This is a genomic window from Peribacillus sp. S4 (genome assembly GCF_046715815.1).
Lineage (GTDB): Bacteria > Bacillota > Bacilli > Bacillales > DSM-1321 > Peribacillus > Peribacillus frigoritolerans.
Genome location: NZ_CP175708.1, coordinates 4,709,280 through 4,736,279, shown reverse-complemented (window position 1 = coordinate 4,736,279; position 27,000 = coordinate 4,709,280). Strand labels below are relative to the sequence as shown.

General features: G+C 36.6%; 28 protein-coding genes and 2 pseudogenes. 24 read left to right on the top strand and 6 right to left on the bottom strand.

The annotated features are described in order from the left end of the window. Window positions 1–9: 9 nt before the first annotated feature. The 11 genes and pseudogenes from ACJ9PY_RS22600 to ACJ9PY_RS22550 all read left to right on the top strand — a co-directional run bounded on the left by ACJ9PY_RS22600 (window position 10) and on the right by ACJ9PY_RS22550 (window position 11,744). Window positions 10–762, top strand: coding sequence for a DeoR/GlpR family DNA-binding transcription regulator (locus ACJ9PY_RS22600; protein ID WP_289322792.1), 753 nt, complete (start codon window positions 10–12; stop codon window positions 760–762). Window positions 763–1,311: 549 nt separating this feature from the next. Further along, complete coding sequence (locus tag ACJ9PY_RS22595) at window positions 1,312–2,292, top strand: substrate-binding domain-containing protein (protein ID WP_278089525.1); 981 nt, start codon at window positions 1,312–1,314, stop codon at window positions 2,290–2,292. An 80-nt stretch (window positions 2,293–2,372) separates the two neighbouring features. Beyond that, entirely contained in the window at window positions 2,373–3,938 is a 1,566-nt protein-coding gene (locus ACJ9PY_RS22590; RefSeq protein WP_098186660.1) for a sugar ABC transporter ATP-binding protein, read from the top strand. Continuing rightward, a complete protein-coding gene (locus tag ACJ9PY_RS22585) occupies window positions 3,935–4,921 on the top strand; it encodes an ABC transporter permease (RefSeq protein ID WP_098186659.1) in 987 nt (328 codons plus the stop codon). The genes ACJ9PY_RS22590 and ACJ9PY_RS22585 overlap by 4 nt, the downstream gene beginning before the upstream one ends. 55 nt (window positions 4,922–4,976) lie before the next feature. After that, window positions 4,977–6,011, top strand: a pseudogene (locus ACJ9PY_RS22580) (glycoside hydrolase family 32 protein); the annotation flags it as partial. A 78-nt stretch (window positions 6,012–6,089) separates the two neighbouring features. Continuing rightward, window positions 6,090–8,024, top strand: a complete 1,935-nt coding sequence (locus tag ACJ9PY_RS22575) for a glycoside hydrolase family 32 protein (protein ID WP_411740315.1) — start codon at window positions 6,090–6,092, stop codon at window positions 8,022–8,024. 116 nt (window positions 8,025–8,140) lie between these two features. Next, on the top strand, window positions 8,141–9,106 hold the full coding sequence (locus tag ACJ9PY_RS22570) for a carbohydrate kinase family protein (RefSeq protein WP_187050091.1): 966 nt from the start codon (window positions 8,141–8,143) through the stop codon (window positions 9,104–9,106). Window positions 9,107–9,563: 457 nt separating this feature from the next. After that, a complete protein-coding gene (locus ACJ9PY_RS22565) occupies window positions 9,564–9,869 on the top strand; it encodes an NIPSNAP family protein (protein ID WP_411739060.1) in 306 nt (101 codons plus the stop codon). Window positions 9,870–10,058: 189 nt separating this feature from the next. Further along, complete coding sequence (locus tag ACJ9PY_RS22560) at window positions 10,059–10,568, top strand: N-acetyltransferase family protein (RefSeq protein WP_411739059.1); 510 nt, start codon at window positions 10,059–10,061, stop codon at window positions 10,566–10,568. A gap of 142 nt (window positions 10,569–10,710) precedes the next feature. Beyond that, the gene (locus ACJ9PY_RS22555; RefSeq protein WP_411739058.1) at window positions 10,711–11,124 is read left to right on the top strand and encodes a hypothetical protein; all 414 of its coding nucleotides are present in this window, start codon (window positions 10,711–10,713) and stop codon (window positions 11,122–11,124) included. Window positions 11,125–11,285: 161 nt separating this feature from the next. Next, window positions 11,286–11,744: pseudogene (locus tag ACJ9PY_RS22550) on the top strand (NUDIX hydrolase). Window positions 11,745–12,075: 331 nt separating this feature from the next. On the opposite strand, the gene ACJ9PY_RS22545 reads toward ACJ9PY_RS22550, so the two are convergent. Then, a complete protein-coding gene (locus ACJ9PY_RS22545) occupies window positions 12,076–12,273 on the bottom strand; it encodes an IDEAL domain-containing protein (RefSeq protein ID WP_034304560.1) in 198 nt (65 codons plus the stop codon). A 785-nt stretch (window positions 12,274–13,058) separates the two neighbouring features. Here ACJ9PY_RS22545 and ACJ9PY_RS22540 point away from each other — a divergent pair. Both ACJ9PY_RS22540 and ACJ9PY_RS22535 read left to right on the top strand, forming a co-directional pair. Further along, complete coding sequence (locus ACJ9PY_RS22540; protein ID WP_411739057.1) at window positions 13,059–13,550, top strand: helix-turn-helix domain-containing protein; 492 nt, start codon at window positions 13,059–13,061, stop codon at window positions 13,548–13,550. After that, window positions 13,547–13,927 carry a hypothetical protein gene (locus ACJ9PY_RS22535; protein ID WP_411739056.1) on the top strand — a complete coding sequence of 127 codons (381 nt, stop codon included), beginning with the start codon at window positions 13,547–13,549 and terminating at the stop codon, window positions 13,925–13,927. Before ACJ9PY_RS22540 ends, ACJ9PY_RS22535 begins: the two co-directional genes overlap by 4 nt. Before the next feature lie 114 nt (window positions 13,928–14,041). On the opposite strand, the gene blaI is transcribed toward ACJ9PY_RS22535, so the two are convergent. After that, entirely contained in the window at window positions 14,042–14,422 is a 381-nt protein-coding gene (gene blaI / locus ACJ9PY_RS22530; protein WP_063575077.1) for a penicillinase repressor BlaI, read from the bottom strand. After that, on the bottom strand, window positions 14,403–16,214 hold the full coding sequence (locus ACJ9PY_RS22525; protein WP_411739055.1) for a BlaR1 family beta-lactam sensor/signal transducer: 1,812 nt from the start codon (window positions 16,212–16,214) through the stop codon (window positions 14,403–14,405). Before ACJ9PY_RS22525 ends, blaI begins: the two co-directional genes overlap by 20 nt. Before the next feature lie 230 nt (window positions 16,215–16,444). Here ACJ9PY_RS22525 and bla point away from each other — a divergent pair, with 230 nt between their 5' ends. From bla to ACJ9PY_RS22510, 3 genes are all read left to right on the top strand, one after another. After that, on the top strand, window positions 16,445–17,392 hold the full coding sequence (gene bla / locus ACJ9PY_RS22520) for a class A beta-lactamase (protein ID WP_411740314.1): 948 nt from the start codon (window positions 16,445–16,447) through the stop codon (window positions 17,390–17,392). Between the two features lie 227 nt (window positions 17,393–17,619). Continuing rightward, window positions 17,620–18,021: a DUF6157 family protein gene (locus ACJ9PY_RS22515; RefSeq protein ID WP_095680071.1), complete on the top strand. Its 402-nt coding sequence runs from the start codon at window positions 17,620–17,622 to the stop codon at window positions 18,019–18,021. 143 nt (window positions 18,022–18,164) lie between these two features. Continuing rightward, the gene (locus ACJ9PY_RS22510; protein WP_235568257.1) at window positions 18,165–18,590 is read left to right on the top strand and encodes a hypothetical protein; all 426 of its coding nucleotides are present in this window, start codon (window positions 18,165–18,167) and stop codon (window positions 18,588–18,590) included. Between the two features lie 141 nt (window positions 18,591–18,731). Here the strand turns inward: ACJ9PY_RS22510 and ACJ9PY_RS22505 are convergent, their stop codons facing one another. Then, window positions 18,732–19,463 carry an NADPH-dependent F420 reductase gene (locus ACJ9PY_RS22505; RefSeq protein ID WP_411740313.1) on the bottom strand — a complete coding sequence of 244 codons (732 nt, stop codon included), beginning with the start codon at window positions 19,461–19,463 and terminating at the stop codon, window positions 18,732–18,734. Window positions 19,464–19,707: 244 nt separating this feature from the next. On the opposite strand from ACJ9PY_RS22505, the gene ACJ9PY_RS22500 reads away from it, so the two are divergent. Both ACJ9PY_RS22500 and ACJ9PY_RS22495 read left to right on the top strand, forming a co-directional pair. After that, window positions 19,708–20,067, top strand: coding sequence for a winged helix-turn-helix transcriptional regulator (locus ACJ9PY_RS22500; RefSeq protein ID WP_057277250.1), 360 nt, complete (start codon window positions 19,708–19,710; stop codon window positions 20,065–20,067). Window positions 20,068–20,358: 291 nt separating this feature from the next. After that, window positions 20,359–20,796 carry a VOC family protein gene (locus ACJ9PY_RS22495; RefSeq protein WP_268565535.1) on the top strand — a complete coding sequence of 146 codons (438 nt, stop codon included), beginning with the start codon at window positions 20,359–20,361 and terminating at the stop codon, window positions 20,794–20,796. 251 nt (window positions 20,797–21,047) lie between these two features. Here ACJ9PY_RS22495 and ACJ9PY_RS22490 read toward each other — a convergent pair whose 3' ends face one another. Further along, on the bottom strand, window positions 21,048–21,443 hold the full coding sequence (locus ACJ9PY_RS22490) for a VanZ family protein (RefSeq protein WP_098866034.1): 396 nt from the start codon (window positions 21,441–21,443) through the stop codon (window positions 21,048–21,050). A 75-nt stretch (window positions 21,444–21,518) separates the two neighbouring features. Here ACJ9PY_RS22490 and ACJ9PY_RS22485 point away from each other — a divergent pair, with 75 nt between their 5' ends. The 5 genes from ACJ9PY_RS22485 to ACJ9PY_RS22465 all read left to right on the top strand — a co-directional run bounded on the left by ACJ9PY_RS22485 (window position 21,519) and on the right by ACJ9PY_RS22465 (window position 25,644). Next, window positions 21,519–22,016, top strand: a complete 498-nt coding sequence (locus tag ACJ9PY_RS22485; RefSeq protein ID WP_098866035.1) for an LURP-one-related/scramblase family protein — start codon at window positions 21,519–21,521, stop codon at window positions 22,014–22,016. A 274-nt stretch (window positions 22,017–22,290) separates the two neighbouring features. Then, the gene (locus ACJ9PY_RS22480) at window positions 22,291–22,470 is read left to right on the top strand and encodes a hypothetical protein (RefSeq protein WP_063575085.1); all 180 of its coding nucleotides are present in this window, start codon (window positions 22,291–22,293) and stop codon (window positions 22,468–22,470) included. 296 nt (window positions 22,471–22,766) lie between these two features. Continuing rightward, window positions 22,767–22,979 (top strand): hypothetical protein, encoded by a 213-nt coding sequence (locus tag ACJ9PY_RS22475; RefSeq protein WP_145504339.1) that lies wholly within the window; start codon window positions 22,767–22,769, stop codon window positions 22,977–22,979. Window positions 22,980–23,798: 819 nt separating this feature from the next. Then, on the top strand, window positions 23,799–24,164 hold the full coding sequence (locus tag ACJ9PY_RS22470) for a cupin domain-containing protein (protein WP_034304537.1): 366 nt from the start codon (window positions 23,799–23,801) through the stop codon (window positions 24,162–24,164). Window positions 24,165–24,675: 511 nt separating this feature from the next. Then, window positions 24,676–25,644, top strand: coding sequence for a hypothetical protein (locus ACJ9PY_RS22465; RefSeq protein WP_411739054.1), 969 nt, complete (start codon window positions 24,676–24,678; stop codon window positions 25,642–25,644). Between the two features lie 308 nt (window positions 25,645–25,952). Here ACJ9PY_RS22465 and ACJ9PY_RS22460 read toward each other — a convergent pair whose 3' ends face one another. After that, window positions 25,953–26,408, bottom strand: coding sequence for a YfmQ family protein (locus ACJ9PY_RS22460; protein ID WP_411739053.1), 456 nt, complete (start codon window positions 26,406–26,408; stop codon window positions 25,953–25,955). 364 nt (window positions 26,409–26,772) lie between these two features. Here ACJ9PY_RS22460 and ACJ9PY_RS22455 point away from each other — a divergent pair, with 364 nt between their 5' ends. Beyond that, on the top strand, window positions 26,773–26,940 hold the full coding sequence (locus tag ACJ9PY_RS22455; protein ID WP_411739052.1) for a hypothetical protein: 168 nt from the start codon (window positions 26,773–26,775) through the stop codon (window positions 26,938–26,940). Window positions 26,941–27,000: the final 60 nt, after the last annotated feature.

Sequence of the window (27,000 nt, the reverse complement as noted above, 5' to 3'; positions counted from 1 at the left end):
GATCATATCATGCTTATTACGGAACGGCATCAATTAATTTTAAAGCTATTAAAAGAAAAGGGGAATGTTAAGATTCATGATCTAGTAGAATTAACAAATACTTCAGAATCTACTTTGCGTCGTGATCTAGATCAATTAGAAAAGCAGAACTACTTAAAACGTGTACATGGTGGAGCTTCACTTTTACATAGTAAACGAGACGAACCAAGTGTGTTTGAGAAAATAACGCAGAACCTTGAGGAAAAAGCTAAGATAGCAAAATATGCGGCAGAACTAATTTTGGACGGCGATTGTGTTTATCTTGATGCTGGAACAACAACGTATCAAATGATCAAACATTTAAGACAAAAAGATATCGTTGTCATTACAAACGGAATTGATCATTTAGATGCATTACTTGAAAATGAAATATGTACATATTTTATTGGTGGGTTTGTTAAAAAGATTACCAAAGCAACAGTTGGACGTTATGCATACGAAAGTATAAAAAAATACAGATTTGATAAGTGTTTCATGGGTGCGAACGCTATTCATTATAATTTTGGATTGACTACCCCAGATCCAGAAGAGGCGCAAATAAAAGAAAGAGCCATCCTTTTGTCACGTGAGGCCTTTGTATTAGCAGATCATACAAAATTTGGAGAAGTATCATTTTCTAAGTTTGCAGATTTAAACCAGACGAAAGTTATTACGAATGAAGAAGGTACAATAACGCTAGGAAAATATAAGGAGAAAACGGAGATAATTATTGTGAGGGACTAAAAACTAAATTTGTTATCGTTGAAGGAAAGCTGGTATTCAAAATGTCTGATTCAGACATTTTGAATACCAGCTTTTTTTTGAAGATTCTGAAATTATTTTATTGAAAATTTTCCTCCTTGTTTTATCAATATAATAAAGAATGCTTGATTTATTGTAATGTGGCCAATTAACAATGAGGGAAAATCTGCTCCATGTATTAAATATTCCATTTGAAACGTTTAATATTTTATGTTATCAATATACTTTTTGTAATAATTGGAACCGTTGACAATTACAAACAGCTCTAATATAATCAAAATCAATCAAAAACAACCAAAATCAATCAATTATAATTCTAATGTGTAAAGGGTAATTATATTGTTTTACAAAGGATGAAAGCGTTATCAATAAATAGTCAATGTGAAAAACTATCAAAATCAACCATATTTCCATTATTTCAATCAAAAATATTCATTTAAGGAGGTGATCTAGTTTAAGAGATTGAGAGCGTTAACAATTTCTCGTTCTGCAGCTAATTATTTTCATCTTCAAAAACTAGGGGGGACTAATATGGTGAAATATTTAAAAGTAATAGGAATGCTAGTTTTGGCGTTTGTAATTGCCGCGATGACGGCATGTAGTGGGGCTAGTGAATCATCAAATGGATCAACAGACGGTAACGAAGGACAAAAAGGTAACAAACAATTAACGATCGGTGTAGCGGTGGGTAGTTTAGCAAACCCTTTCTTCGTCTCCATGGCTAAAGGTGCTGAAGAAGCAGGAAAAGAATTAGGTGCTGAAGTTCTAGTTGAAAGCGCTGAATATGATTTAGCCAAACAAGCAGCTCAAATTGAAAACTTTATTACGAAAAAAGTAGATATCATTCTTTTAAATGCTGTTGATACAAAAGGAATTGCGGCAGCTGTTCAACAGGCCAAAGCGGCTGATATTCCAGTAGTTGCTGTAGATACCAATGCTGAAGGTGGTGTCGATGCCACTGTTACTTCAGACAACTATCAAGCTGGTAAACTGGCCGGAGAATATGTGATTGAAAAATTAGATGGAAAAGGAAAAATAGTCATTATTGATGGACCTCCTGTTTCGGCTGTATCTGATCGTATTAAAGGATTTGAAGATGCAATAAAGGATTCCAAAATTAAAGTTATTGCGAAGCAAAATGGAGAAGGGAATCGCGAAAAGGCATTAACGGTGATGGAAAGTATTTTACAAGCTAATTCATCAGGCTCTATTGACGCTGTATTTGCGATTAATGATCCAGAAGCAATTGGTGTTGAAATTGCTCAAGAGCAAGCGAATCGTAAAGATGAATTTTTCATTGTCGGAGTGGACGGTGCTCCTGAAGCTACAGAAGCAATGGCAAAGGAAGGAAGTACAATTGCCGCAACTTCAGCTCAATCACCTAGTAACATGATCAAAAAAGCTGTTGAAATCGGAATGAAAGTGAAAAATGATGAAAAAGTTGAGGAGCTTATTAAAGTTCCAGTTGAGATTGTAACTCAAGATACATTAGATTCTTACCAAGGTTGGTAAGAATCTTTCAATAAATAGGCTGATAAGGATTCCTCCTTTAATCAGCCTATTCAAATCAATATAAGGGGTGAGATAAAGGTATGGCTGTGAATGAAATGTCCCTTAAAAGCCAACAAAGTCTAAAAAAGCCAGTGTTGTATATGGAAGGTATTGGTAAGACGTTCTCGAGTGTAACCGTATTGAACAATGTGAGAATTGAACTTTATCCAGGTGAAGTACATGCATTAATGGGAGAGAATGGCGCTGGAAAGTCAACTTTCATGAAAATCCTCGCAGGCATTCATACACCTGATGACAATGGTGGGAAAATCTACTTGAAAGGTCAACCAATTTTATGGAAGGACCCTACTGATGCAAGGAACAAAGGAATTAGTGTTATTCATCAGGAGTTAAACCTTTCTCCTAATTTAACAATAAGTGAAAATATCTTAATGGGCTCCACCTTTCCTAGAAATGGTTTAGGAATGGTGAAATGGGATAAGGTCCATGAACGTGCCCAAGAGGTGTTAGATTCAATGGGGTCGAATCTAAATCCACGCCAATTGGTTTCGACCTTAAGTGTTGCTCAACAACAAATGGTTGAGATCGCCCGAGCATTATCCTTTAATGCAGAGGTACTCATAATGGATGAACCAACCGCCTCTTTAACAGATAAAGAAATAAAAAAGCTGTTTGAAATTATTGATGATTTGAAAAAGCAGGGAGTTGCCATTGTATATATCTCTCACAGAATGGAAGAAATCTTTAAAATTTCTAATAGGTTCACTGTATTACGTGACGGCGAATGGATTGCAAGTGGGCCGATTGAAGAGACAAATCCTGATCATCTCGTAAAGCTGATGGTAGGACGGGATTTAAAGGACTTGTTTAATCGGTCAAAAGCCTTTGGCACAAAAAATCCAAAGGAAGTTTCACCTGTACTTGAATTGAGAAATGTTTCTGATAACACAATTGTAAAGAATGTATCTTTAAAAATTTACCCAGGTGAAATTGTTGGTTTAGCGGGGCTTGTTGGTGCTGGCAGAACAGAATTGGTTAGGGCCATTTTCGGTTTGTCCGAGTTGAAAAGTGGCGAAATATTGGTTGATGGTCAATCTGTTAAAATCAAATCCGCAATAGATGCTATTGCTAATAGGATTGCACATGTACCTGAAAGCAGGAAAGAACAAGGGTTATTTTTATCAATGTCCGTAAAAGAGAACATCATAATGGCTGAATTGAAAAAACACGCTAAAGCAGGAATTGTTAGTTGGAAGCAAGCAAATGAAAGCGCTAACCAATATATTGAAGACTTAAATATAAAAATAGCTTCCCCAGAACAGCAAGTATCAAACTTAAGTGGTGGGAATCAACAAAAGGTAGTGATCGCTAGGTGGCTATCAATTGCACCAAAGGTATTACTACTGGATGAGCCAACACGAGGGGTTGATATAGGTGCCAAGACTGAAATCCACAAGATTGTTTCAAAGCTTGCAGATGAAGGATTGGCCGTTTTAATGATATCATCTGAACTTCCTGAAGTATTGGGGGTAAGTGATCGAATACTTGTCATGAGTGAAGGAAGGTTAACAGGCGAGCTTTCGAAGGAAGAAGCTACACAGGAAACTATTATGCGTTTAGCTACCATAGGGGGAAGAGAGAAATGAGAGGGAATACGCAAACTATTACACATTCACAACGCCTAAATATAGGAAATGTCCTTTATTCTTTATGGAATAGGCTTGGCATGATCATGATTTTATTAATATTGTGTGGAGTACTTTCATTTACAGCACCAAATTTTTTAGATACAGCCAATTTATTGAATGTATTAAAACAAGTTTCCATTATTGCTATTTTAGCTGCTGGGATGACAATCGTTATTTTAACTGGTGGTATTGATTTATCAGTTGGTGCAACAGTTGCTCTATCTGGCGTTATCTCAGTCATGGTCTCTTCTGCAGGAGTTAATCCTATAATTGCGATGTTATCAGGCGTACTAGTAGGGTATGCAGTAGGACTGATTAATGGGTTTCTTACAGCCAAAGCAAAGTTACCAGCATTTATCGTTACACTAGGCAGCTTCACATATGTTCGTGGACTCGCTTATGTCATTAGTGGCGGTTATCCAATTGTTTTACAAAACGAAACATTTAAATTCATCGGTGGTGGAAGTATTTTCGGAATCCCCACTCCTATTTATATCATGTCTTTAGTATATGTCGTGATGTTTTTTGTTCTTAAATATACGATGTTCGGTCGTCATATTTATGCGATTGGTGGCAATGAAGAGGCAGCTCGGTTAACTGGAATTAAGGTTGAAAAGTCTTTAATCAATGTGTATTCGATTAGTGGTTTACTAGCTGGTTTAGGAGGAGTCGTTTTAGCGGGAAGGTTGTTTTCTGGACAGCCAACTGCTGGTCAAATGTATGAGTTAGACGCAATTGCCGCTGTTATTCTAGGAGGAACAAGTTTAACAGGTGGAAAAGGGAAAATAATAGGAACAATTATTGGGGTTTTAATTATGGGGGTAATCAGTAATGGGTTAACTCTAATGGATGTCAACTATTATTGGCAGTTAGTTGTAAAAGGTGGAGTCATTGTAGCAGCCGTTTTATTAGATCGATTGCGCGGAAATAGTCCAGCATAACGATCATATGTCATTTTAGATTTTAAAAAAGGGATGTGAAATAAAAGTGAAGAGGATCATTAGTATTCTACTAATATGTTCAACTGTCACTTGTTTACCATTTAATCGTGCATATGCAGAAGACCCTGGGTATTATAATGAACCATACCGTAATCAATTTCATTTTTCTCCTGAAGCTAACTGGATGAATGACCCGAATGGTATGGTTTTTTATAAAGGTGAATATCATTTGTTTTATCAATATCATCCGTATGGAACGACATGGGGACCGATGCATTGGGGGCATGCTGTCAGTAAAGATCTTGTTAATTGGGAGCATTTGCCGATTGCTTTATCGCCGGATGAAAACGGTCAGATTTTCTCGGGGAGTGCTGTTATTGATTGGAACAATACAGCTGGCTTTGGAAAAGAAGCAATGGTTGCCATCTTTACGCATGCAGGGGATAAGCAAGTCCAAAGTATAGCGTATAGCCTAGATAAAGGAAGAACTTGGGGAAAGTATAAAGGGAATCCCGTAATGCCAGACCCTCCTATACAAGATTGGCGCGATCCTAAAGTATTTTGGCATGAAGAATCAAACCAATGGGTTATGTCGTTAGCGGCTAAGGATAAGATTATGTTTTATACCTCACCTAATTTAAAAGAGTGGGAGTATGCAAGTGAATTCGGCGAAGATGGTGGAATACAAGCAAATAGCTTAGACAGAACTTCTTATAGCATGTCATCCCAGACAGGTGAATCATTTAGCTATGAGGGAGATATTACCCTTAATGAAAAGAATGGGAGAGAAGGGGCAGGCGGTTTAGTTTTTCGGTCAGATAGGCGTGCAAAGAACGGCTATGTTGCGAGCTTAGATGCCAAAAACGATGTCATAACATTAAGTAAGAATGTAGATGGAACAAACGAGGAAATTGCGAGAAAACCTTTTACCCTCAAAACTTCAACTACCTACCATGTGAAGGTGGAAACAGATGGGGATCAAATTCAAGTCTCTGTTAACGATCAATCCGTTATAAAAAAAACAGATATAGAATTCGATTATGGATACTATGGATTGTCAGCGTGGAATTCAACGGCTGCCTTTCGAAATGTGGAGTTCAAGAATACATCTAACTTTGAAACCAATTTATCAAAATGGACAGATGTAAACGGCAGCTGGGAGAACACGATGGATGGAAAAAGTGGAACCTCTACGGAGGATGCTTTTGTAATGAGCGGTCAAACAGGGGATAACTTTTTTTATGAAGCAAACATTGAGATATCTGGGGAAAAAGGTGGCAATGGAGCTGGCTCGCTCGTTTTTCGTGCAGATCCTCATGCAAAGAACGGTTATATGGCGAATATCGATGCTTTAAACGATACAATAAAAATCATGAAAATCGAAAATGGAGACATATCCATTCTAGCTGAAAAAACAATAAATCTAGATACAGATAAAAGGTACCATTTAAAAGCAAGCACCCATGGAAAAAATATTAAAATTTCTTTAGATGGAAATCTCATTCATGATGTAAATGATTCAACTTTTTCATCAGGGAATTTTGGCTTAAATGTTTGGAATTCATCCACGTTATTCCAAGATGTTCAAGTTGGTAAAAACATCATGACAGATGAGAAGGAAATTATTAATCATGATTTTGAGACAGGTGATCTAACTGGGTGGAATACAATCGAAGGTAATGCTTTCACAAAAGATCATGTGACAAATGTACCATCATACTGGGGAGGGGATTTCGGCCACCAAGGAAACTACCACCTATGGGGGTTTACTGATCTTCAAAAGGGAGATGACGCAACAGGTGAACTGCACTCCTCATATTTTAAACTAGGTGGCTCTGGAGAAATCAACTTTCTGTTGGGCGGTGGTAATGATATCAACAACCGCTATGTTTCGTTAGTGAGAGCCTCTGATGATCAAGAATTAATTCGACAAGCCAATACCAAATTTAAAGAAGAAAAATATCAAAAATACGTTTGGGATGCGTCTAAATACATTGGAGAAGTGTTATATATTAAAGCTGCAGACAAAGCTACAGGTGGTTGGGGTCATATAAACATGGATGATGTTAATGTTTATAATGAAGGGGCCATGCCAAATGAAGTAGACCAAGTTGCCAAAGAGCCTGAGAAAGGCGATTCGAAAGAAAGCGGCATCCTTACAGACTGGTCTGCTGTTTCTGGAGAGTGGATACCTTCTACTCATGGTAGTAACGGAGGGATTTGGGAATGTCCTACTCTCATCGAATTACCAATTGATGGTGACCCTTCAAAAACAAAATGGGTACTACAGGTAAGCATTAATGATGGCGCTCCTGCAGGCGGGTCAGGTATGCAATATTTTGTAGGTACCTTTGACGGGAAAACGTTTAAAAATGAAAACCCTTCCAATCAAGTGTTATGGACTGACTACGGTGCAGATTATTATGCCGCAGTTGATTGGAGCGGAATTGAAGGGAAGAATGGCGAAAAATATTGGATTGGCTGGATGAGTAATTGGCTATATGCAAATCATACACCAACTTCGACTTGGAGAAGTTCAACGACATTGCCAAGAAAGATGGAGCTAACTCAGACAGAAGAAGGTTTACGTTTAAAACAAACACCAGTTTCTTTAAAAACCATTCGAGATAAGAGTGAAAAAATTTCATATAAAAATAAAGTCATATCTGGTGAAAGTAATCTCCTATCCAAACTATCAGAAGATACATTTGAAATGATAGCTGAGTTTGATGTAGATGATTTAAAAGCAACTGAATTCGGCTTTCAAGTTCGTAAAGGAGCAACTGAATATACGACTATTGGCTATGATGTTGCCACCAAACAATTATTCGTAGACCGTTCAAATTCAGGAAGCTTTGATTATGGGAACAATGTAGTCGGTAAGCATGACGGACCGTTAAATACATTAAATGGGACTGTGAAAATGCATATTTTCATTGACCGATCTGCTGTAGAAGTGTTTGGAAACAAAGGTGAAACGGTTATTTCTGATCAAATTTTCCCGGATCCATCAAGTAAAGGATTACAAATTTATAGCAAGGGTGGAGAAGTTACATTAAAGTCTTTGAAAATATACCCTTTAAAGAGTATATGGAAAAGATAAAGACTAAATTTCAATCCTATTAAAGATGGGTTGATAGTAAGAGTTTATGAAGGCTGTCGAAAATGATCGATAGCCTTTCATTTTACCTAAATCACAAGAATGGAGATGTAATGTAAATGAATAAAACAAACCGCGCAGTCATATGCGTTGGGGAGCTTTTGATCGATTTTTATTGTACAGATATTGATGTTAATTTAATGGAAGGTAATCATTTTCTAAAGAAAGCAGGGGGTGCACCAGCGAATGTCGCAGCTGCTATTTCAAAGCTAGGTGGGGAAGCGAGTCTTATTGGAAAAGTAGGAAATGACCCATTTGGATTATTTTTAATAGAAACGATAAAAGAGGTGGGGGTTGATACATCGATGATTGTTACTGATGATTTAGCACCAACTACTTTAGCATTTGTTTCTTTACAAGCAAATGGTGAAAGGGATTTTGTATTCAATAGAGGAGCGGATCGAAATTTAACAGAGGATAACTTATACCTAGATAGATTAAGTGGTGCAAAGATCATTCACTTTGGATCTGCAACTGCATTTCTGGAAAACCCTTTTAAAACAACTTATTTAAAGGCAATGGAATTTGCACAAAAAAGGGGGATATTTCTATCGTTTGACCCTAACTTCCGCCATGATTTATGGAAAAATAGAGTGGCTGAATTTATTAGTTTAGCCAGAAAGGGTATATCAATGGCTGACTTTGTAAAAGTAAGCGAAGTAGAGCTTGAACTAATCACGGGAAAAATGGATAAATATGATGGAATAGAAATGCTCCATCATTTAGGGGCAAAAATAGTGGCTGTTACCCTTGGGTGGGAAGGCACTCTTCTTTCAAATGGAAGTGGAATGAGTGTAATAAACAGTGTCGAAGTAAATTCAATTGACTCAACTGGTGCTGGTGATGCATTTGTCGGTGCAGCTTTATTTCAATTTGCAAACCTTGAGTCCTATGACACAATTCTTAGTGATTTTAGTAAACTTAAAGAAATCATTCTTTTTGCAAATAAAGTAGGTGCCGTCGTGTGTACGAAGGTAGGAGCGATTTCTTCTCTACCAAACGAAGAAGATATATATAAGGTTTAGTCTACATCGTATTGTTTCGGATTGTGAAAAAATTGCGGTAGGAGGTCTAGGTGCATCACGATTTTTAGAGGTATTCGAAGAGGAACTGATGCTCATGTGATTACAAAGCATATACAAGACTGAATCATTAGACAACATTCAATACCGAATCTATACGGAAAAGTCAAAACATATTCATTTACCGATAAGGTAAGTATGTAACTGCGTCTTTAATTAAATTCATCAATATAAAATGTGATGAGGAGGAATTGTTAGATAATAAAAGGTTAATTTAAATGGAGTGATATTTTCTTCAATTTACAAAGATTGTGAAGGAATGTACTTAAACTAACGGTGCTTTAGTTGAAGATCAGAGCTGTCTTTAAGGCAGCTCTTTTCTTTTCTTATGGCACTATCGGGGCAGGTTAGTTCAATTGCATGTTATGATGGAAAAAAGTAGATTTTTAGGAGGATTAAAATGATTACATGCTATCTGAAATATGTTATTGACCCTTATAAAGTAAAGGAATTCGAGGAATACGGTAAGATATGGATTCGATTAGTTAATAAATTAGGCGGTACACATCAAGGTTATTTTCTTCCACATGAGGGCGCTAATAACATTGCTTATGCCTTATTTACTTTCCCAAGTTTAGCAGCATATGAAGAGTACCGAGTAAAAATGGCATCAGATGCAGAGTGTCAGGAAGCTTATAAATTTGCAGAAGAAACTAAATGTATTTTAAGTTATGAGAGAAGCTTTATGCGCCCTGTATTCGAGTGAGTGAACAGATAAAAACTTATACATATCTTGTTAAGCTAACGGGTGCTTTACTTCATTTTTAGGAGCTGATCAGCAGCTCCTTTTCTTATGCAACTATCGGGGGAGGTTAGTTGCATAAGGCAAACATTTCAAAATTATATATTTGTGAAATTACAAATGTTAAAATATAGAAAAAATAGAGGTGGTTTAATGAGGATAAGAAAAGCTGTTTTAACGGATGCCAAAGGGATAGCTAAAGTACACGTTGATAATTGGAAAACTACATATGCAAATATCATTCCAGACGAATACTTAAATAATTTGATTTATGAAGGACGAGAGCAATTATGGAAAGAGAACATTCCTAATAGCGATGTATTTGTAGCAGAAAATGATGAAGGAAAAATTGTTGGTTTTTCATCTGGTGGTAAAGAAAGATCTAGTAAATACCCTGATTACACTGGTGAATTATATGCTATTTATATTTTAAAAGAATATCAAGGAAATGGGTTAGGGAAATTATTAGTTAAACCAATAGTTGAAGAACTACAACAAAAAAAACTTTATTCAATGATAGTTTTAGTGCTTGAAGATAATAGTTCTCGTCTTTTTTATGAGGCTCTTGGTGGTAAAAAAATAGACACCATTGAGGTTAACATTTCTGGGAAGAAACTCAATGAACTTGTATATGGATGGGATAATATTAGAACACTACTTTAAACTAAGATATTTAGATATTAAACTAAAAGGTAATAAGGGCTGCTGTTGATGTAGCCTTTTTCTTATGGCACTAACGGGGCAGGATAGTTGAAGATAAGCTGGCACTATTTTGTAATGTAAACGTCTAAATTTATGGAGGTGTATGATGAAAAAAATAATAAATTTTACTTCTCTTTTTGTCTTTATGGTGTTATTGGTCGGATGTATTGAAGAAAAAGGACAATTATCAAGAGTAGATGTCCAAAAAATTGATACAGAAGGAAAATACGAAGATGTCGTAATGATAACAGATAGAGAATCAATAGAGCTGCTAAGGCAGGCATTTGAACAAATCAAATGGGATGATAAAGTGGTTAAAATGGCTAGAAAACCAGACGTAGAAGCTACTTTATTTTACACTTTTGATGAAAATAAACCTGAAAGACTTTATGAATATGAAATTTGGTTTAATGTAAGTTCAGGTACAGCAACAATTATTAGCAATAATGAAAACGAAAGTTATGGAGAGTTAGATAAAGATAATGCACAAGCTCTAAAAAATAATTTTCTTAATTAACAGTAACAGGTGCGTTAGCTGAAGATCAGAGCTGCCTTTAAGGCAGCAGTTTTTTCTTTATGGCACTAACGGGGCAGGTTAGTGGTAGAAGAAGGTAATCAGGTGTTAAGTAGAGAAAAAGGTAGCAATAAATATAAAGTTAAATAACTGAGGCGAAAAGGATGGCTCATAATGGGATAGTTTTAGTAGTTAGTGTATCAATATTCAGAGATGATGAAGTCTTAATAATTTGAGAAAATAAACCAACTGCTATTGATAAGTGGAACTTTCCGAGTGGACGCATTGAATATGGTGAAGACATTCCCTATTCAGCTCGTAGGGAGGTAAAAGAGGAAACTGGCTTTGATGTAAAACTTAATGGTACAACGGGTGTATATAATTTTATCAGTAGTAGAAACAATCAAGTTATTCTATTTCATTTTACTGGTGAGGTTAATGGCGGTTCATTAAATCTTGAAGAAGATGAAATTTTAGACAGTAGATGGATTAAGGTGAATGACCTTGTGAAATTTGATAATGAAGAACTACGTGAACCAAGGGTACTAAAGCAAATAATAGATAAATTATTAAAAGAGAGGGTACATTCTATTAGTATTTATAATGAACAACTAGATAAATAATTTTTATTAAGCTAACAGGTTCTTTACTTCTTTATCAGGAGCTGATCAGTAGCTCCTTTCCTTATGGCACTAACGGGGCAGCATTCCTGTATTAACTGAAATACTAAAAAGTTTGTGAAGAAATCTACTTCAACTAACAGGGGCTTTAGTTCAAGAAGCTAAAGGCATAAAGGCAACAATTATTATCATTATTTTGTTCTTCCGCAATCGGGCGTTTTAATTGAACAAGCAGCTAAAAAGGATCTTCGTTTGAAGATCCTTTTTCAATGCCGATAATCAATGATTATGTTAAGGTTCATTTCAAAATCATCCCGATATATAATACAATATTTTAAGAAATATTTTTCAATTCCTCAGTTAAACGTAGAAATTCTTCTTTGTTTCGGTCCTGTAATGACTGGTCAATCTCTTTTCGGATTTGCTCTTTTCGGAAATTACGAAGGGCGTTGTTTAACACCATTTCAGCAAATTCAGAAACCTTGGCGCTTACTTCAGGTTGTGGTGTCGTATTAACCAAATTCCTTTCCATAGGAAACCAACTCCTTGACCTTTTTTTTATTATACCTAAAGTTTTCAGATTATTCAAATATTTAATTTGGTAGTTCCATAGTATCTATTGCCACTGAGTTTACATCTGAAAGTTTAAACTCAGTGAAACCTTCAGCTTTGTGACTTAAACAAGAATATTTTTAATGAATCTCAAAAACTTTTATTCTTTCAGTTTACTTAATCGTTAATCTATACCATTTCCTGATGCTACCCCTTATAGAACTAACGGGTGCTTTACTTCATCATTATCAGGAGCTGACCAGCAGCTCCTTGCAACTTAGGGGCAGTTTAGTTTAATAAGACTTTTAGAATCAAACTATCAGTTGAAACTTTTTTAGGAAAAATCTCGTATACAGATTTAGGAAAATGTTTTTTAGAAACAGGAGGAACAGGTTATGTTTATAGGGGATATTATTTTTCAAGTTATTGTTTTCGGAGGTATAGCATTAATTTTAGGTGTTTTAGGTTATTTATTTTTAAAGAGGACCAAGAAAAGCTAATTAAATTTCTAATTCAAGTAACGGGTGCGTTAGCTGAAGATCGGAGCTGTCTTTAAGGCAGCTTTTTCTTATGGAACTATAGGTGCAGTTTAGTTCAACAAGCCTTTTAATTAAGAAACATTTCCATTTCAAACTTATTTAGAGCAAGGTTATTTCTTGCTTTTTTATTTGTGTTAAAGTTGCTTTTTATTCAAAAAGGGTATTTTTTCATTGAAAAATAATACTTTTAGTGTAAAATTACACTAAAAAGGGGTATTTAGTATATATGGAAAAAGAAGAGTTCATCCATTTAATATCAGAAAAAATGAAACTTGTCCGAACTGAACAAGGTTTTTCTCAAGATAAGATGTCTGAAATTCTAGGGATTTCAAAAAAAACACTAGTTCAAATTGAAAAAAGAAGAACAGAAGCCAATTGGACCACCGTTGTTGCATTTTGTGCTTTGTTTAATCATAGCGAATTGTTGATATCATCGATAGGTGACAATCCAGTAGATTTTGTTCAGTTAATTGCTAGCAAAAATGGTGGTACGCCTAAAGAAAAAACAATGGGTGGTAAGATATGGTGGAAAGAGATCGAGTATAGAGGGGATTTTCGTTTGCAACAAAATTTGATTAGTAACCATTACCGTATATTGGATCAATATGATTATCGTTGGCATAGTTCTTTTAATAAAGAAGAGAGTTTAAGTCGTTTAAATGAATTACAGGAGGCGGGGACTATCGAGATAGATAAAGATACAGGGATGGATATATGAAGAATAAGATTTTAATAACAATATTGATAATCAGTATAGGGTTTAATTTGTTTTTCTTTGGCAGATGGTTTATTTTTGAACAAGCGTATGAACCGTCCGAAAGTGAACAGGTCATTTTAAGTGAAATGGTACTGAAAACAGTTGAGAGTAAAGAGTATAAAAAGTTAGCAGAAAAAGAGAATATTATCGCTATTGATGCAAACATGGATAAAAATAAAGGTGGAAAGTTCCCCTACTATTTTGGAGTAAGTGTCCGTACTGACATACAAACTTATCTGTTTGCTTGCAGTAATGAACAATGCTCAGAAATGGAAAGCGCAGGCACGACCTATTCTCGATATAAAGACGAAGATCCCCGAATTCCATTTGAAAAATAGAGAAAAGTCAAAATAACTGAAATAAAAGAAAGCCCCCTTCCTTACATAACAAGGATCGCAGGCTTTCTTCATTCTTATAGGTGTTTAATTTCCAAATCGACTTTTTTAATAGGATTACTTTTTAGGTTTTTTATTTAAAATAGTGCGCAGTTCATTGATATCATCATCAGATAGGGTATCTTCGTGAATGAATTGGACAAGCATGGATTTCATGGTCCCTCCATAGATACGTTTGATAAATGATTCGGTCTCGGCACGCTGGCATTCTTCCTGTGAATAAAGCGGGTAAAAGGTGTAAACCCTTTGATCTTTATTGACACCTACTACATCTTTTTGAACCAATCGATCGAGAAGGGTCCGTATGGTTTTCGGTTTCCAATCGGTACTTTCCTGTAAGGAATGTATGATGTCATTCGCTGTTTGAGGGGCTTTATCCCAAAGTACGTTCATGATTTCCCATTCTGATTCTGATATACTAGGAATGTTTTTCTCCATATTTCTCCCCTTCATTTTCATTATAGATTCCTAAATCTTTTAAAATTGATAAAGTGATTTCTCCCGCTTTGCTTCCGGATGAATCATCTTCATTTTGTATATTGGTAGCAAAGAAATAAGTGTTGTTCTTCGTCTCTACATACCCGATAAACCAACCATTGATGTTTTTTCCATTCACTGCTCCTGTGCCTGTTTTTCCTGATAGGCGAGCTTCTTCATTCTTTTCTAAGAGCAGTGCTTCCTTCACGGCTTGGATATGCCTTTCCTTATATCCAAATTGATTGTTATAAAAGGCTTGCAGCAGTTGGACTTGTTCGACAGGAGAAATTTTTAATGAGGATTCGTTCCAGAATTCACTAAATTCCCCGGATACATCGGAATTCCCATAGTTTATCTCTTGTAGATTGGATTGAATTGTTTCAAATCCTGTTCGACGATCTAATTCTTGGAAATACCAGTTTACAGATTTTTGTAAAGCAGATGAAACATCCTGATCCATATTCCAAGCTTCATAGGGTTGCTCCGTCCCATCCCATGAAAGTTTGGATTCTTCGGGTGATATCACATTTGATTCTAGAGCAAATAAGGCACTATAGATTTTGTATGTGGAATCAGGTGATACCCGCAAAGTGCTTTTTTCTTCATTATAAATGCGATATTGTTGTGCGTTATGATCATATAAAACAAAGCTTCCATCATACCCTTTAAAGAATAGCTGTAAATCCTCATAAACTACTCCGTCATTTTTAAAATAGTATCGGTCGTTTTCCGTCGCAAATGCGGAAACGATAGGTAATTGGATTGTCAAAATGATACTGGCCAACACATAAATGAAGACGCTTTTCCTTAATGATTTTTTTGCGGAATGCTTATAGGCAGAAATTTGTTCAATTCGTTTTTTGATTTGAAGCTTCGAACCGTTTAGTTGTGTCACCAACTGTAGATTACTTGACCGTTTTGATAGATCCAAAAAATTAATGATAGTATTTCCATATTCACTAATGGAATGATCATCCAGTACCTGTAAAACAGATGTATCACATGCGATTTCCCGATCCAATCTCATTTCTCTAAAAGCAAGCCAAACAAGGGGATTAAACCAATAAATGATTTGATAGAACAATATCACGTAATTTGTCAGCAAATCCTTGTTTTTATAGTGATTCAGTTCATGAAGAAAGATATACTCGTAATTTTTCAAGCTAAGCCAGTTTTCATGCTGAGAAGGTAAGACGATATATGTTTGAAAAAGCCCGAATATCATTGGAGATTGGACTCTATTCGAAATAACAATCTCTATTGGTTTTCTTATCTGCAGTCTTTTCTTGCATTCTTCGAAAAGCACGAGGACTTCTTGATTGGAAAACGGAGAAGAATCATTCTTAATCCTTCTGATTGTGAGCCATCCACGAACCATAGTAAAGGTAAATAAAAGCATCCCTGACAACCATAAAACCATCACTCCCCTATTAAGTAAGGACAGGTCCGGCCGATTGACCGATACAGAAAAGTCTTGTATGAGGTGTAGGCCCTGCATCATATCGGTCCCGGTTTTTTCCATATTAGAGCTGGGTGCATTAATTTGATTTATGTCCCCGCTGCTAAAGAGAGAACTAAAATTATATAAATCAGTAGGTATGAAAGGAAGTGCTAAAGCCATAAAAAGAAACATCCACAAATGATAGTGCCATTTTGCTGTTAATTGTCTTCCAAACCATTTTCGTATAAGGAGGATAACAGTAACGGAAAATGAAGACACCAATAGACCTATTATAAAGTAGGTTAAAAACATGTCCTTCAATACCACCTCTCTTGACTTTTAAATTTATAAAACAGGTTTATAGCAAATTTATAGTGGCTTGATGGTAAAAAAATAAAGAATTGACTTTCTTTGATTACATATGTAATACTATACTACAGATGTAATCAGACTACAAACGTAATCTGTTAAAACTCCTTGCATGAGGTTGTTTTTTCAATTCGTACATAAGAGTCTAATCAAATAATTAGGAGGTTTACATGATGAACAAAAGATGGTTTTATCAAATACTGGCACCAATAGGCTTGGTGCTTATGGTTGCAGGCTGCTCAGATGAGGAAAAACAGGTTGTACAACAGTCGGAAACAGAACAAACCGGGGGAACTAACCAAACATCGGAAAATAATACGGCAAAAGAAGCCACAATCAAGAAATTTGAACAACTTGAGAAGGAATATGATGCAAAGCTTGGGGTCTATGCCATTGATACAGGAACGAAAAAAACCGTGGAATTTCATGAGAACGAACGATTTGCGTTTACATCTACTCATAAGGCTCTGGCTGTAGGGGCACTTTTACACCAGAAATCAATAGAAGACCTTAATCAAAGAATTACCTATACAAGTGAGGATCTTGTTAATTATAATCCGATTACCGAAAAGCATGTTGATACGGGGATGACCCTTAAGGAGCTTGCTGATGCTTCGCTTCGATACAGTGACAATACTGCTGGAAACCTTATCCTTGAACAACTGGGGGGACCGGCTGGATTTAAAAAAGTACTGGAGGGAATTGGAGACAATGTTACCAACCCTGAGCGAATTGAGCCAGATTTAAATGTAGTTAATCCTGGTGAAACGCATGATACGAGTACACCAATAGCACTTGCTACTAGTCTTCAGGCTTTTACATTGGGAGATGCACTTCCAACTGAGAAACGTGAACTTTTAATAGATTGGATGAAGAGAAATACTACTGGAGATGCTTTAATTCGTGCTGGAGTGCCGAAAGGTTGGGTAGTGGCTGATAAGACTGGTGCAGGATCATATGGTACGCGAAATGATATTGCGATCATATGGCCATCAAAAGGAGATCCTATTGTTCTTGCTGTACTTTCAAGTCGTGATGAAAAAGAGGCTGATTATAACGACGAGCTTATTGCTGAGGCGACAGAAGAAGTAATTAAGGCCCTTAAAGTCAAAGGTAAATAGAAAATGATTGTGCTAAAAAAGGTTACGTTAAGTAGCCTTTTTTTAGTAGATTAATTCCTATAATGATCGTTATGGTGACCCTTCTTCAAAGCCATTAACGAAAGCCTTTCATCATCTGTATTGCTATGAAGACATAACGAAGCGACGCTTTTTTATAGAGCCAAAGGGGCAGGATGGTGGAGGGGAATAATGGTATGATATGGTATGTAGACTAAGGAGGTTGTTATATGAGTTATAAGAACACACTTATTACCATTTCAGAGGATTCAAAAGTTTCTTCAGCAAAGGTCCCTGTCATCAGAAACGAAAAACCGACCATTGCTTATATTGAGCATGATTTGATCAACAATAACCCCTATAAATTTACACAAGAAGACGTCCAATTCAAAACATATTTAATCAAAAATCAAATGGAAGCGGAAAATGCAGCTGAACTTCGAGAACAGTTCTTTTCAAAATCCAAGGCTTGTTTCAGGGCTTCTCCTTTAGTGAAAAATTATGGTTGGGGAATTCATTATAATAATCAAGGGAAAATTGCGATATATGATGTTAACAGTGAAATGTATAATCAGTTGCTTAAGCAAGATGACATTACAAAACTTAAAGGCATGCGCTCCAAAAGAAAATAGATGCAGGATTGTTCAAAACGTAGTGACTGGAACTGTAAAGCGATGAAGATGACGAAACTTAAAACATGTTTGAAGCTAAGAAGGTATAGTCATTTTTAATCATTTTAATAATCAGTTTATTCTGATATTATAAAAGGAATAAAATGGGAGGAGGGAATAACATAAAAAACTTATTTTCAATCTTAAGTATGTTTGTGTTAGTTCTGGTAGGTGGGATGGTATTAGGCAATTCTTCTGCACAAGCAAGTGTTCCTCAGTATTCTTTTCAAACAGAAGATGGAAAATGGGATGGTGAAGTTGGAAATCCTAACAGAGGTAGTGACTTACAGGTAGAACTGGTTTCCCCAATCTATTTAAAGACTTCTTCTGGAAGTAAGTTGTTGACTAATTATAGTAACATATGGTCCCGTCTCTGCAATGCCAGTACTGGAAAGTGCACAGGCTATCATAGCTTAGCTGGTGGAAAGACCTTATTCACAGATATGAGAATTGGTAAATTTTATGTAGATGTTAAAGATGGATACTCTTCTGGAAGAGTATCTGGAAAACTGCAAATTGTTTTCAAATAACATGTAATACTAGCTACCCACTCTTAATGGGTAGCTTTTTATCATGAAAAAAAATCGAGATCGGACTGGATAGGCTTTTGTGGATTGTTTGGTGGCAATATTACAAAAAGGTACACTTTAAACTGAGTGCACCTTTTTGTTTTATGAATTATATATTTCTCTGTTCATATTCACGATATCTTTATTTGCGAGGGGGAAGTTAGAAGCTGATAACTTCTCTATTACCTTATCCCGCAGGAATGGGGCTTTGTCTTTATTTGCTTTTTCCAATGCTTTTGTTAGTTCTTCTTTTGTTAGTTCTGTGCAGTATGCAGGAGTTCCTGGCTGTTGTCTCCACGAATTACTTAAAGAACCACTATCCACTGTGTCGAAGCCTAGCTGGTTTACTACGTCCATGATTATTTGTTTTTGTGATACGTCATTACCAGCAATCGCCATGGCAATGCGTCCACTAGTACCTTCGGGGGTTCCCTCATTTTCTAAAGTATGGGCTAACAAGTTGTTGAAAGCTTTGATGATAGGTTTACCTAATTGATTGGAAACCCAATCACTTTCAACCATCCCGTTCTCAATTTCTGCAATTTTTTTGTCTCTGCTAGGGTAATAATTTGAAGTATCTACGACGATTACTTCCTCCCCAACTTGCTCGATAATGTTCCGAATGCTTGGCAGTGCTGTTAAAGGGAGAGATATTATAAGAACTTCAATATTGGTCATTACATCTTCTATAAGGACAGGAGTTCCAGCAAGCTCTTTTCCTTCTAAATGTTCAATTCCTCGTGCATCTGCAATTTTTACATCATGTCCATTCTTAACTAATTTTTTAGAAATAATCGACCCGATTGTTCCAGCACCTATAATTCCAAATTTCATCATTTCTCCTCCTAAAGAATTTGTATATCAAAGAGTTGTTCTGCTTAAAGTTAACAATGATATTTTTATCTGAATCAATATCACCACTTTATCAATCCGTAAACATATCTCATTAGATATTAAAAATATTGTGCGTTTTTATTACATATACTAGAATATAACCAATTCTCATTTCTTTGAAGAAGGCAATAAAAATTGCCATAGTACATTTTTTTGTACTTAACAGTAGAAAGCAGGTGAATGGGTGTCTAGAATATGTAAGGATGGATTTGACAAAAAGTGTATAAAGGAACAGAGAGAAGTATATGGCATTGCCTATACCCAAAACATACTATCTGGACGTTGGAAATATCTCATTCTTTGGTTTATAAAGTCCAAAGAGCGCCGTTATAGTGAAATCAAAGCTTTTTTAGGGGATATTTCACAAGGCTCTCTTACAAAGCAACTTCGAGAACTAGAAACAGCTGGTTTAGTTAATCGCAAAATTTATCCAGAGGTTCCTCCTCGTGTTGAGTATTCATTATCCTCAAAAGGGGAAGAACTCATTCCTATTATTGATTTAATGGAAGAATTTGGGAAGAAGTTTGGGGAGCAGGTAGACTAACCAAAGCTAACACATCCATCGTTAACCCCAGAATTCAAAAACGAAATGGTATAAAGTAAAAGTTGCGGGAAGGGAAACGTTCTAACGCAGCTTTTTCTTTTACGATAAAAATTTGACTAAAAATAATCAAGAGCTGATCAGAAGCTCTTTTTCTTATGGCACTAACGGGGCAGGATATTGAAGAGTGCTCTTTGCCTTTCTTCAACAAGAAGGATATTTTCTGTTTTTCGAGAATTAGAATGTAAGAATACAGGATATTGCAAAATAACAGGAACAAAGGAGGTATGAAATATGAAGATCCACAGAATAGATCATGTAGGTGTAATCGTAAATGATCTCTCTGCTGCTAAAGAGTTTTTTCTCGATTTTGGACTTGAAGTGCAAGGGGAATGGGAAATGGAAGGAGATTTGATGGATCGGATGAGTGGGCTTAATGACGTTAAAGTAGCATGTGTAGGCTTGGGGAAGCCAGACGGTCAGGCATGGATAGAGCTAATTAAATTTTATACGCCGTCAGATGAAAAAGATAGTCAGCAGCCTTTTGCAAATACCCTGGGCATCCGGCATATTGCATTTGCTGTTGAAGATATTGAAGCTCTTGTTGCCAAATTGAAAAAGAAAGGTACGGAAATCTTTAGTGAGATACAACAATATGAAGATCGTTATAAGTTATGCTACTGTCGTGGACCAGAGGGAATTATTTTAGAGTTAGCGGAGCAAATCAAATAAATTATGGGCAATTAATGGGTGTTGGGCTTAAACCCTTGAACTGGAAATGTAGGGGATATACATTACTTTGTTTACTGGATATCACAAACCACCCTCAAAATAGGCGGCTTGTGATATTTGTCATTCTTGTTTTATAAATAAAGAACCTGCTGTATCAAAGTCATTGATGGTTACCCTCTGTTAATTTTCATGAACAGCAATTCTCCGTTTACTTAGGAAACTTTATAAATAATAACACCACTAATCCTGAGTTATATTAATAACAGCAATAATGCAACAATGCATATCGTTCCGATTGAAGCTAAAACATTAAGTATTTTATTTGCTTTTGTACTGAACAGCTTACAAAAAACAATATAAACTCCAACTCCCATAATTCCACCTAATGTATTTCCCATAAAGTCAGTTATATCACTAGCTCCTATAGCAAAGATGAATTGCAATCCTTCAAATAACAAACTAACTCCTACTATAACTGCAATCTTTTTCAAGAAAGACCAATTTGGTTTCAGCATACTGATATAAATTCCAAATGGGATAAATGCAAGTACATTGTAGAGTATTTCATTAAAATCTATTTGATTATTAACATTAGCTACAAAAGTGAACCGAAAAGAAGGGTTTTGAGTGGAATTATTATTTGGGATTTAATGCATATTATTGGAACCAATGCCCATTTCAAACGTAAGTAATGTAAAAGACTTAAGGTTGGGAGGCATAATATGAGGGAGCTTTATATAAAGCAGAAGGTATTCAGTCTTAGCGGGAAATTTACAGTAAAGGATCAGCAGGAGAAGGATATATATTACGTGGAGGGAAGTTTTATGCAAGTTCCAAAGACTTTCTCCATTATGAATACAGCAAGAGATGAGATAGCACTCATTACGAAAAAGGTGTTCAGCTTTTTACCAAAGTTTTTGGTCGAGGTGAATGGTCGAGAGGTATTAACAATAAAGAAGGAATTTTCCTTCTTAAAAGCACGATATACAATTGATGCGGCAGGCATTGAAGTACATGGCAATTGGTGGGATATGGAATTTAAAGTTTTACAGCATGGTAAAATCGTAGGTAAAGTGGGCAAGGAGTGGTTCACTTGGGGCGATAGCTACAAAGTACAAATAATAGATGAAGAGATGGAAACCATCATTATTGCACTCGTTGTTGCAATTGATTGTGTGAAGGCTGATCAAGCCGCTGCTTCCTCAACGGCATCGAATTAAAGTGGAAAAAACACGGCTTGATTCGATTCGGTGAACCGTATCATAAAAAAATGACAAGGCATATGGTATCAAGGTTTTATATTCGTTCTTCAGTAATCGGGCCCGATTCTTGATTAAGTTGCTTTTCTTATAGAACTAACAGGCTGAAGATCGGAGCTGTCTTTAAGGCAGCTCTTTCATTATGCAGCCAAAGTGGCAGGTTAGTAGCATAATGAAAATTAAAATTTTGAGGTAAAATTAGTTATCTATGTAGATTAGGGAGGAAATTGAATAAATGAGTAATTGGTTATTCATTCTTTATGCTGTAATTTTAGGAATAGTATCTACGTTTACTGGGGAAATAGTAACCTTTGTTATGTTGGGGGTTATTCTAATTGCATTGAATAATATAAATTCAACTCTAAAAAAGATTTATCTTCAAAATAATGAGAGAAGTAATAATGAAGATAGATAGAGTAAAAATAAATTGATTTAAACCTAACCGGTGCGTTAGTTCAATAACAAGGGTTGCTGCGGCAGCCTTTTTCTTATGCAAGTAAAGGGGCAGGTCAGTTGAACAACCCATAATAGTAATAAGTACCGGTTACACCCTTACCGTGGTGAAAACCGGTTATTTTTTACACATCTACTTAGCGTTTTGCTGGTGGTACCCTTAATGAACTGACAGGTGATGTTAGCACCATAAGAGGGCCAGGAAATGGTATAATTAAACATATCCTAAGGAGGTAGATTAAATTTAAGAAAATCCTTATGTTATTTGGAGTAACTTTCATAGGTCTTTTTTCTTTCCAATCTGATTTAGCAAATGCGCCAGTACCAGTAGATGAAGAAGTTATTCTTTTACCCGGAAATGACACATTGGTTGAAGATGACATTGAAACAGCCAAAAAACAAAGAGAAAAAGCGATGCAAGACATGGCAGATCACCCGGAATTGTTTCAATTTGCAGCTGAAATTGAATGAATAAATAAGGACTTCTTTATTGCAAAGGGGTTCTTTTTTTTGTTCACTTCTCTTGTTGAACTATAGAGCAGGATAGTTGGATTGCAAAGAAAAGATTCTTCATTAGTTGTATAGTGGGCATCATACTCAAGTATCTTCAAGCTCTGTTCTGCAATACGTCCCTTGAAGAAGCAAGTCATGGTTATCGAATTTTTAATAATCGTGAGGATGAATGTATAAAAGTCGTTTTAAAACCGTAATACTCTTCTCTTTCCAAACGGCTGTTTTCACATACTTTGTTGCTATTTACCAGGTAGTGAGTTGTGGTTGATTTCCCCTCCAGATGCTCGCTTTCCGCGGGGCGGGCGGTGAGGCCTCCTCGACGTAAACGCCTGTGGGGTCTCACCTGTCCCGCTGCTCCCGCAGGAGTCTCGCACTTCCGCTCCAATCAACCTTAAATGGTTTCGTTTTAAAAACATCAATCTTTACGAAAAGAGCCTTCCAAAGAGACTTCATACTGTGTATGGAAGTCTTTTTTGTAAAATTTTTTATGGATAGGCGAAAAGTGGAAGTCTGAGTCCTATCTTTGACATTGGCAGGAATCATTCATCATTAAGTATATCAATCCTTAACTAGGTGCAAATAAGGTAGGTTGCTGCTGCAACTCTTTTTCTTAAGGCATTAACGGGGCAGGTTGATTCAAGAGTATTGTTTGGTCTTTGTTCAACAATTGGACCATTTTGTGGAAAATCAGCAGAAACTTTTGAGGTCTTAATCAAAATAGCAATTAATCTATGGAAGTTGTAAAATAAAGGTAAGAATAGTTCTGGGGGGATTTATATCAATTATAATGCTATTAATCTTAGCGAGAAACTGTCCAAATTCAGTGAACACTGGTCGCCCAAAGTCATTGGTGAAATGAATGACTATCAGTTTAAGTTAGTTAAGATTCTGGGGGATTTTGTATGGCACGATCATAAAGACACCGATGAGGCATTCATCGTGATAGACGGCGAGATGTCCATCGCATTCCGCGATGGAGAGGTTAAACTTTCCAAAGGAGAAATGTATGTGATACCAAAAGGTGTGGAGCATAAGCCTTATGCTGAAAAGGAATGCCATATAATGCTGGTAGAGCCTAAAGGTGTAGTCAACACTGGTGAAACTAATTTTAAACTAACTGCTGAAAATAATATATGGATTTAAACTGATAATTTTCTAGTAACTATCTTTGGGTCAACATATAAAAGGAAGTTACATTTTTTCTGCAACGGGAGCGATTCTTTAATAGGAATCGCTTTTCTTAATGAACTAACGGGAGCGTTAGCAGAAGATCGGAGCTGTCTTTAAGTCAGCTTTTTCTTCTTGAACTATCGAGGCGGGATAGAAGAATTAACACAAGAAGGTCGTCAATGAAGACAATTTTCTTGTGTTAATTTTTTTTAGAATAAGGGATTTGCAATTGGAATATTATGTTAAAGTTAAAGCGGACAGAGCAGTTTTTAGGGTATTGATGGTGAGCGAAATGGGGGAAATGATTATCTTCGAGAAAAGTCCTATGATTCATTAAAACTAAAACAGTTTAAATGATAATTCTTAAGGGGTGTTTATTTATAGTTATAAATAGAAATAAACATGAGAGTTTAATTGGGAGCGCACTGTTCATTGTAGGGGTAGAGATTTACGAACTCACTGGTCAGGCTGCCGAGGTGAACTCATGACAGAAATGAAAAAGCAGCCAATTTCACATTTGATGAAGAAGCGTAGATTTTGGGGTTATGGTGCCGCTATAGCGGTAATGCCTTATCTGTTAATCAAAATAGCCTGGACGTTCGGTCTCTTCATGCCGACCGAACAAATGGGCGACCCAAGTTGGCGCACTGCAAACGCAGTAACAATGGTTCTAGCTGCAGTTGGTATCCTGTTAGCATTGGCGTTTAGCATGACATGGGGTGAGCGACTGCCCGCCTGGTTGGTTGCCTTGCCCGTCTGGGTAGGTACTGGTTTACTTATTCCTATGCTGTTGCTGGCACCTGTGCTTGGTCCTGCTGCTATGATACGCGATCAGAAGGCAGGTGCTGCTAACGTTTGGGTATATGAGCAGATCTTCGTAATGGTCTCACTGGTTGGAGTCGGCATCTGCCTACCTTTCGCCTTAGCTGGATACGCTAAAGCGCGTTGGCCAGAGGCATTTGCTGATCCAATCGACATTGAATTACTCCCGGGCAACAGCCAGAAAATGCATATCACCTTGGCTAGGCTTGTCGCGGCTGGCTGTATCCTGCTTGGATTTATTAAGCTATTCTGGGCGGTTGGCGGAACTATTGGCATCAACCCAGCCATGTTGGATAACCGAGATTTATGGTGGCACCTATTGTCGTTGAGTACCGGTGTGTGGGCCTTCGCGGGGGCGTGGGGTTTGTTGGTATTGACCACTCGCCGCGGGTCGAAGCGGTTCCTCCCTCCTATGGCAGCAGCATGGATCTCGTCGGGAATGCTGTTCTCTTATAACCTCTTTAACCGCTTGGCCGCCACTCGCCCCGATGCACAACCTGCTCTAGAGAACCCGCTTGCATATGCACTAACCACCGAGTTAGGTAGCGTCTTGGGAGTGATGATGGGAATAATCATCCTGATGGTACTGCACGACCGCCGGAGAGCAATGCGTAGTTTTAAAAGTAATTAACGTTCCTAATATTGATTTATATATTTATAAAAAGAAAATAAATTAAATGAAAAGGCCCCCAATTTTAGGGCCTTTTAAATGTGCGTTCCTTTACATTATCATAGATTAAAATCAAGAAAAAAAATTCCCTTGTTCAGCTAAAGTGTGCGTCGTACTAGAAAATGGTCACTGATAAGATCGCGATCTAGGTGAGCGAGCCAAAAAATGAAGGCATCCTCATAAGAGAAGAAGAAGAAGAAGTGTCAGAAAATAAATAATTCCCAATCAAAAAACCACACATCATGGTGTGGTTTTCATTTTTCTTCCTTTTATGCTTCTTTTACATCCATTCCCTTCATCATCGAACGGTCTTGGAGGCTTTCGGAACGCATGCTATATGCCACGAGCTTCTTCTTGTCCTGTTTTACGACATCCACATGGTCACCGTACACGAACACCAATAACCGAATATCCTTTTTGCCTTTTTTCGTATCGATGACCAATGGCTTAACACCGCTCTCTGGATGTAAAAACAAGGAATCGTTTCCGGGAAATATATGATTTTTCTTCAAAATCATCGCGTGGTTAACATCCTGAATCACTTGGTTCTTCTCTTCCCCTTCCAATTGTTTTCCGTCCATCGTGATCACGGTATTCTCGTCACTAAGTGTTGGATGCATCTTAAATTTATTCAAAAGCCAATTGACGACATCGGTTGGAAGGCAGGTAACAACTAGTTTAAATATCGTCATAATAATGGTCAAAATCAAAACGGGTCCTGTCATTTTTTCATCATCTCCGTATGTTATAAATGCCTCATGATAAGTAGCTGCCTCTATATTACCAAAAGAATGGCCATTTTTTCTTTCGAAAATATGTCCATTCTCGCAACGTTTTCCTTTTGGGGCGTGCGGTATAAACTAACGGACAGGGGGTTGCTTCCGCAGCTCCTTTCATATTGAAAAGGGAAGATTAGTGTATTCATAACGGGTGCCTTATTACAAGGGTTGCTGCGGCAGCCTTTTTTCTTATGGCACTAACGGGGCAAGATCGTTTAAGAACGAATGGGTTTTTAATGGTAAAATTAACCTGGTTATAGTGATTAAGTGGCTTACCTGCAGTATAGAAAATAAAATAGGAGTTGTTTTTATGTTTGACATTGCCTTGATTTTGTTTATAGCTTCAGCTGGGGGAGTTATTGCTATTATCGGATTCCTCGTTATATTAGTTCGAAGAATTTTAGAACCTAAGAAAGAACTTCAACAAAAAATTGATAAACTAGAAGAAGAGGTTCAAATATTAAAAAATCACAAATAAAAACTAGCTTTAATGAACTAACAGGTGACGTTAGCTGAAGGTCAGAACTGTCTTTAAGAC

Bases quoted from the DNA above. Each gene is read 5' to 3' on its own strand.
- bla (WP_411740314.1), top strand. From the start codon at position 16,445: ATGAACAAAAGATGGTTTTATCAAATACTGGCACCAATAGGCTTGGTG.
- ACJ9PY_RS22600 (WP_289322792.1), top strand. From the start codon at position 10: ATGCTTATTACGGAACGGCATCAATTAATTTTAAAGCTATTAAAAGAA.
- blaI (WP_063575077.1), bottom strand. From the start codon at position 14,422: ATGGAGAAAAACATTCCTAGTATATCAGAATCAGAATGGGAAATCATG.
- ACJ9PY_RS22525 (WP_411739055.1), bottom strand. From the start codon at position 16,214: ATGTTTTTAACCTACTTTATAATAGGTCTATTGGTGTCTTCATTTTCC.
- ACJ9PY_RS22475 (WP_145504339.1), top strand. From the start codon at position 22,767: ATGTTATTTGGAGTAACTTTCATAGGTCTTTTTTCTTTCCAATCTGAT.
- ACJ9PY_RS22455 (WP_411739052.1), top strand. From the start codon at position 26,773: ATGTTTGACATTGCCTTGATTTTGTTTATAGCTTCAGCTGGGGGAGTT.
- ACJ9PY_RS22515 (WP_095680071.1), top strand. From the start codon at position 17,620: ATGAGTTATAAGAACACACTTATTACCATTTCAGAGGATTCAAAAGTT.
- ACJ9PY_RS22540 (WP_411739057.1), top strand. From the start codon at position 13,059: ATGGAAAAAGAAGAGTTCATCCATTTAATATCAGAAAAAATGAAACTT.
- ACJ9PY_RS22565 (WP_411739060.1), top strand. From the start codon at position 9,564: ATGATTACATGCTATCTGAAATATGTTATTGACCCTTATAAAGTAAAG.
- ACJ9PY_RS22555 (WP_411739058.1), top strand. From the start codon at position 10,711: ATGATGAAAAAAATAATAAATTTTACTTCTCTTTTTGTCTTTATGGTG.
- ACJ9PY_RS22535 (WP_411739056.1), top strand. From the start codon at position 13,547: ATGAAGAATAAGATTTTAATAACAATATTGATAATCAGTATAGGGTTT.
- ACJ9PY_RS22560 (WP_411739059.1), top strand. From the start codon at position 10,059: ATGAGGATAAGAAAAGCTGTTTTAACGGATGCCAAAGGGATAGCTAAA.
- ACJ9PY_RS22460 (WP_411739053.1), bottom strand. From the start codon at position 26,408: ATGACAGGACCCGTTTTGATTTTGACCATTATTATGACGATATTTAAA.
- ACJ9PY_RS22505 (WP_411740313.1), bottom strand. From the start codon at position 19,463: ATGAAATTTGGAATTATAGGTGCTGGAACAATCGGGTCGATTATTTCT.
- ACJ9PY_RS22585 (WP_098186659.1), top strand. From the start codon at position 3,935: ATGAGAGGGAATACGCAAACTATTACACATTCACAACGCCTAAATATA.
- ACJ9PY_RS22570 (WP_187050091.1), top strand. From the start codon at position 8,141: ATGAATAAAACAAACCGCGCAGTCATATGCGTTGGGGAGCTTTTGATC.
- ACJ9PY_RS22465 (WP_411739054.1), top strand. From the start codon at position 24,676: ATGACAGAAATGAAAAAGCAGCCAATTTCACATTTGATGAAGAAGCGT.
- ACJ9PY_RS22495 (WP_268565535.1), top strand. From the start codon at position 20,359: ATGAAGATCCACAGAATAGATCATGTAGGTGTAATCGTAAATGATCTC.
- ACJ9PY_RS22485 (WP_098866035.1), top strand. From the start codon at position 21,519: ATGAGGGAGCTTTATATAAAGCAGAAGGTATTCAGTCTTAGCGGGAAA.
- ACJ9PY_RS22510 (WP_235568257.1), top strand. From the start codon at position 18,165: ATGGGAGGAGGGAATAACATAAAAAACTTATTTTCAATCTTAAGTATG.
- ACJ9PY_RS22590 (WP_098186660.1), top strand. From the start codon at position 2,373: ATGGCTGTGAATGAAATGTCCCTTAAAAGCCAACAAAGTCTAAAAAAG.
- ACJ9PY_RS22480 (WP_063575085.1), top strand. From the start codon at position 22,291: ATGAGTAATTGGTTATTCATTCTTTATGCTGTAATTTTAGGAATAGTA.
- ACJ9PY_RS22575 (WP_411740315.1), top strand. From the start codon at position 6,090: ATGGATGGAAAAAGTGGAACCTCTACGGAGGATGCTTTTGTAATGAGC.
- ACJ9PY_RS22595 (WP_278089525.1), top strand. From the start codon at position 1,312: ATGGTGAAATATTTAAAAGTAATAGGAATGCTAGTTTTGGCGTTTGTA.
- ACJ9PY_RS22545 (WP_034304560.1), bottom strand. From the start codon at position 12,273: ATGGAAAGGAATTTGGTTAATACGACACCACAACCTGAAGTAAGCGCC.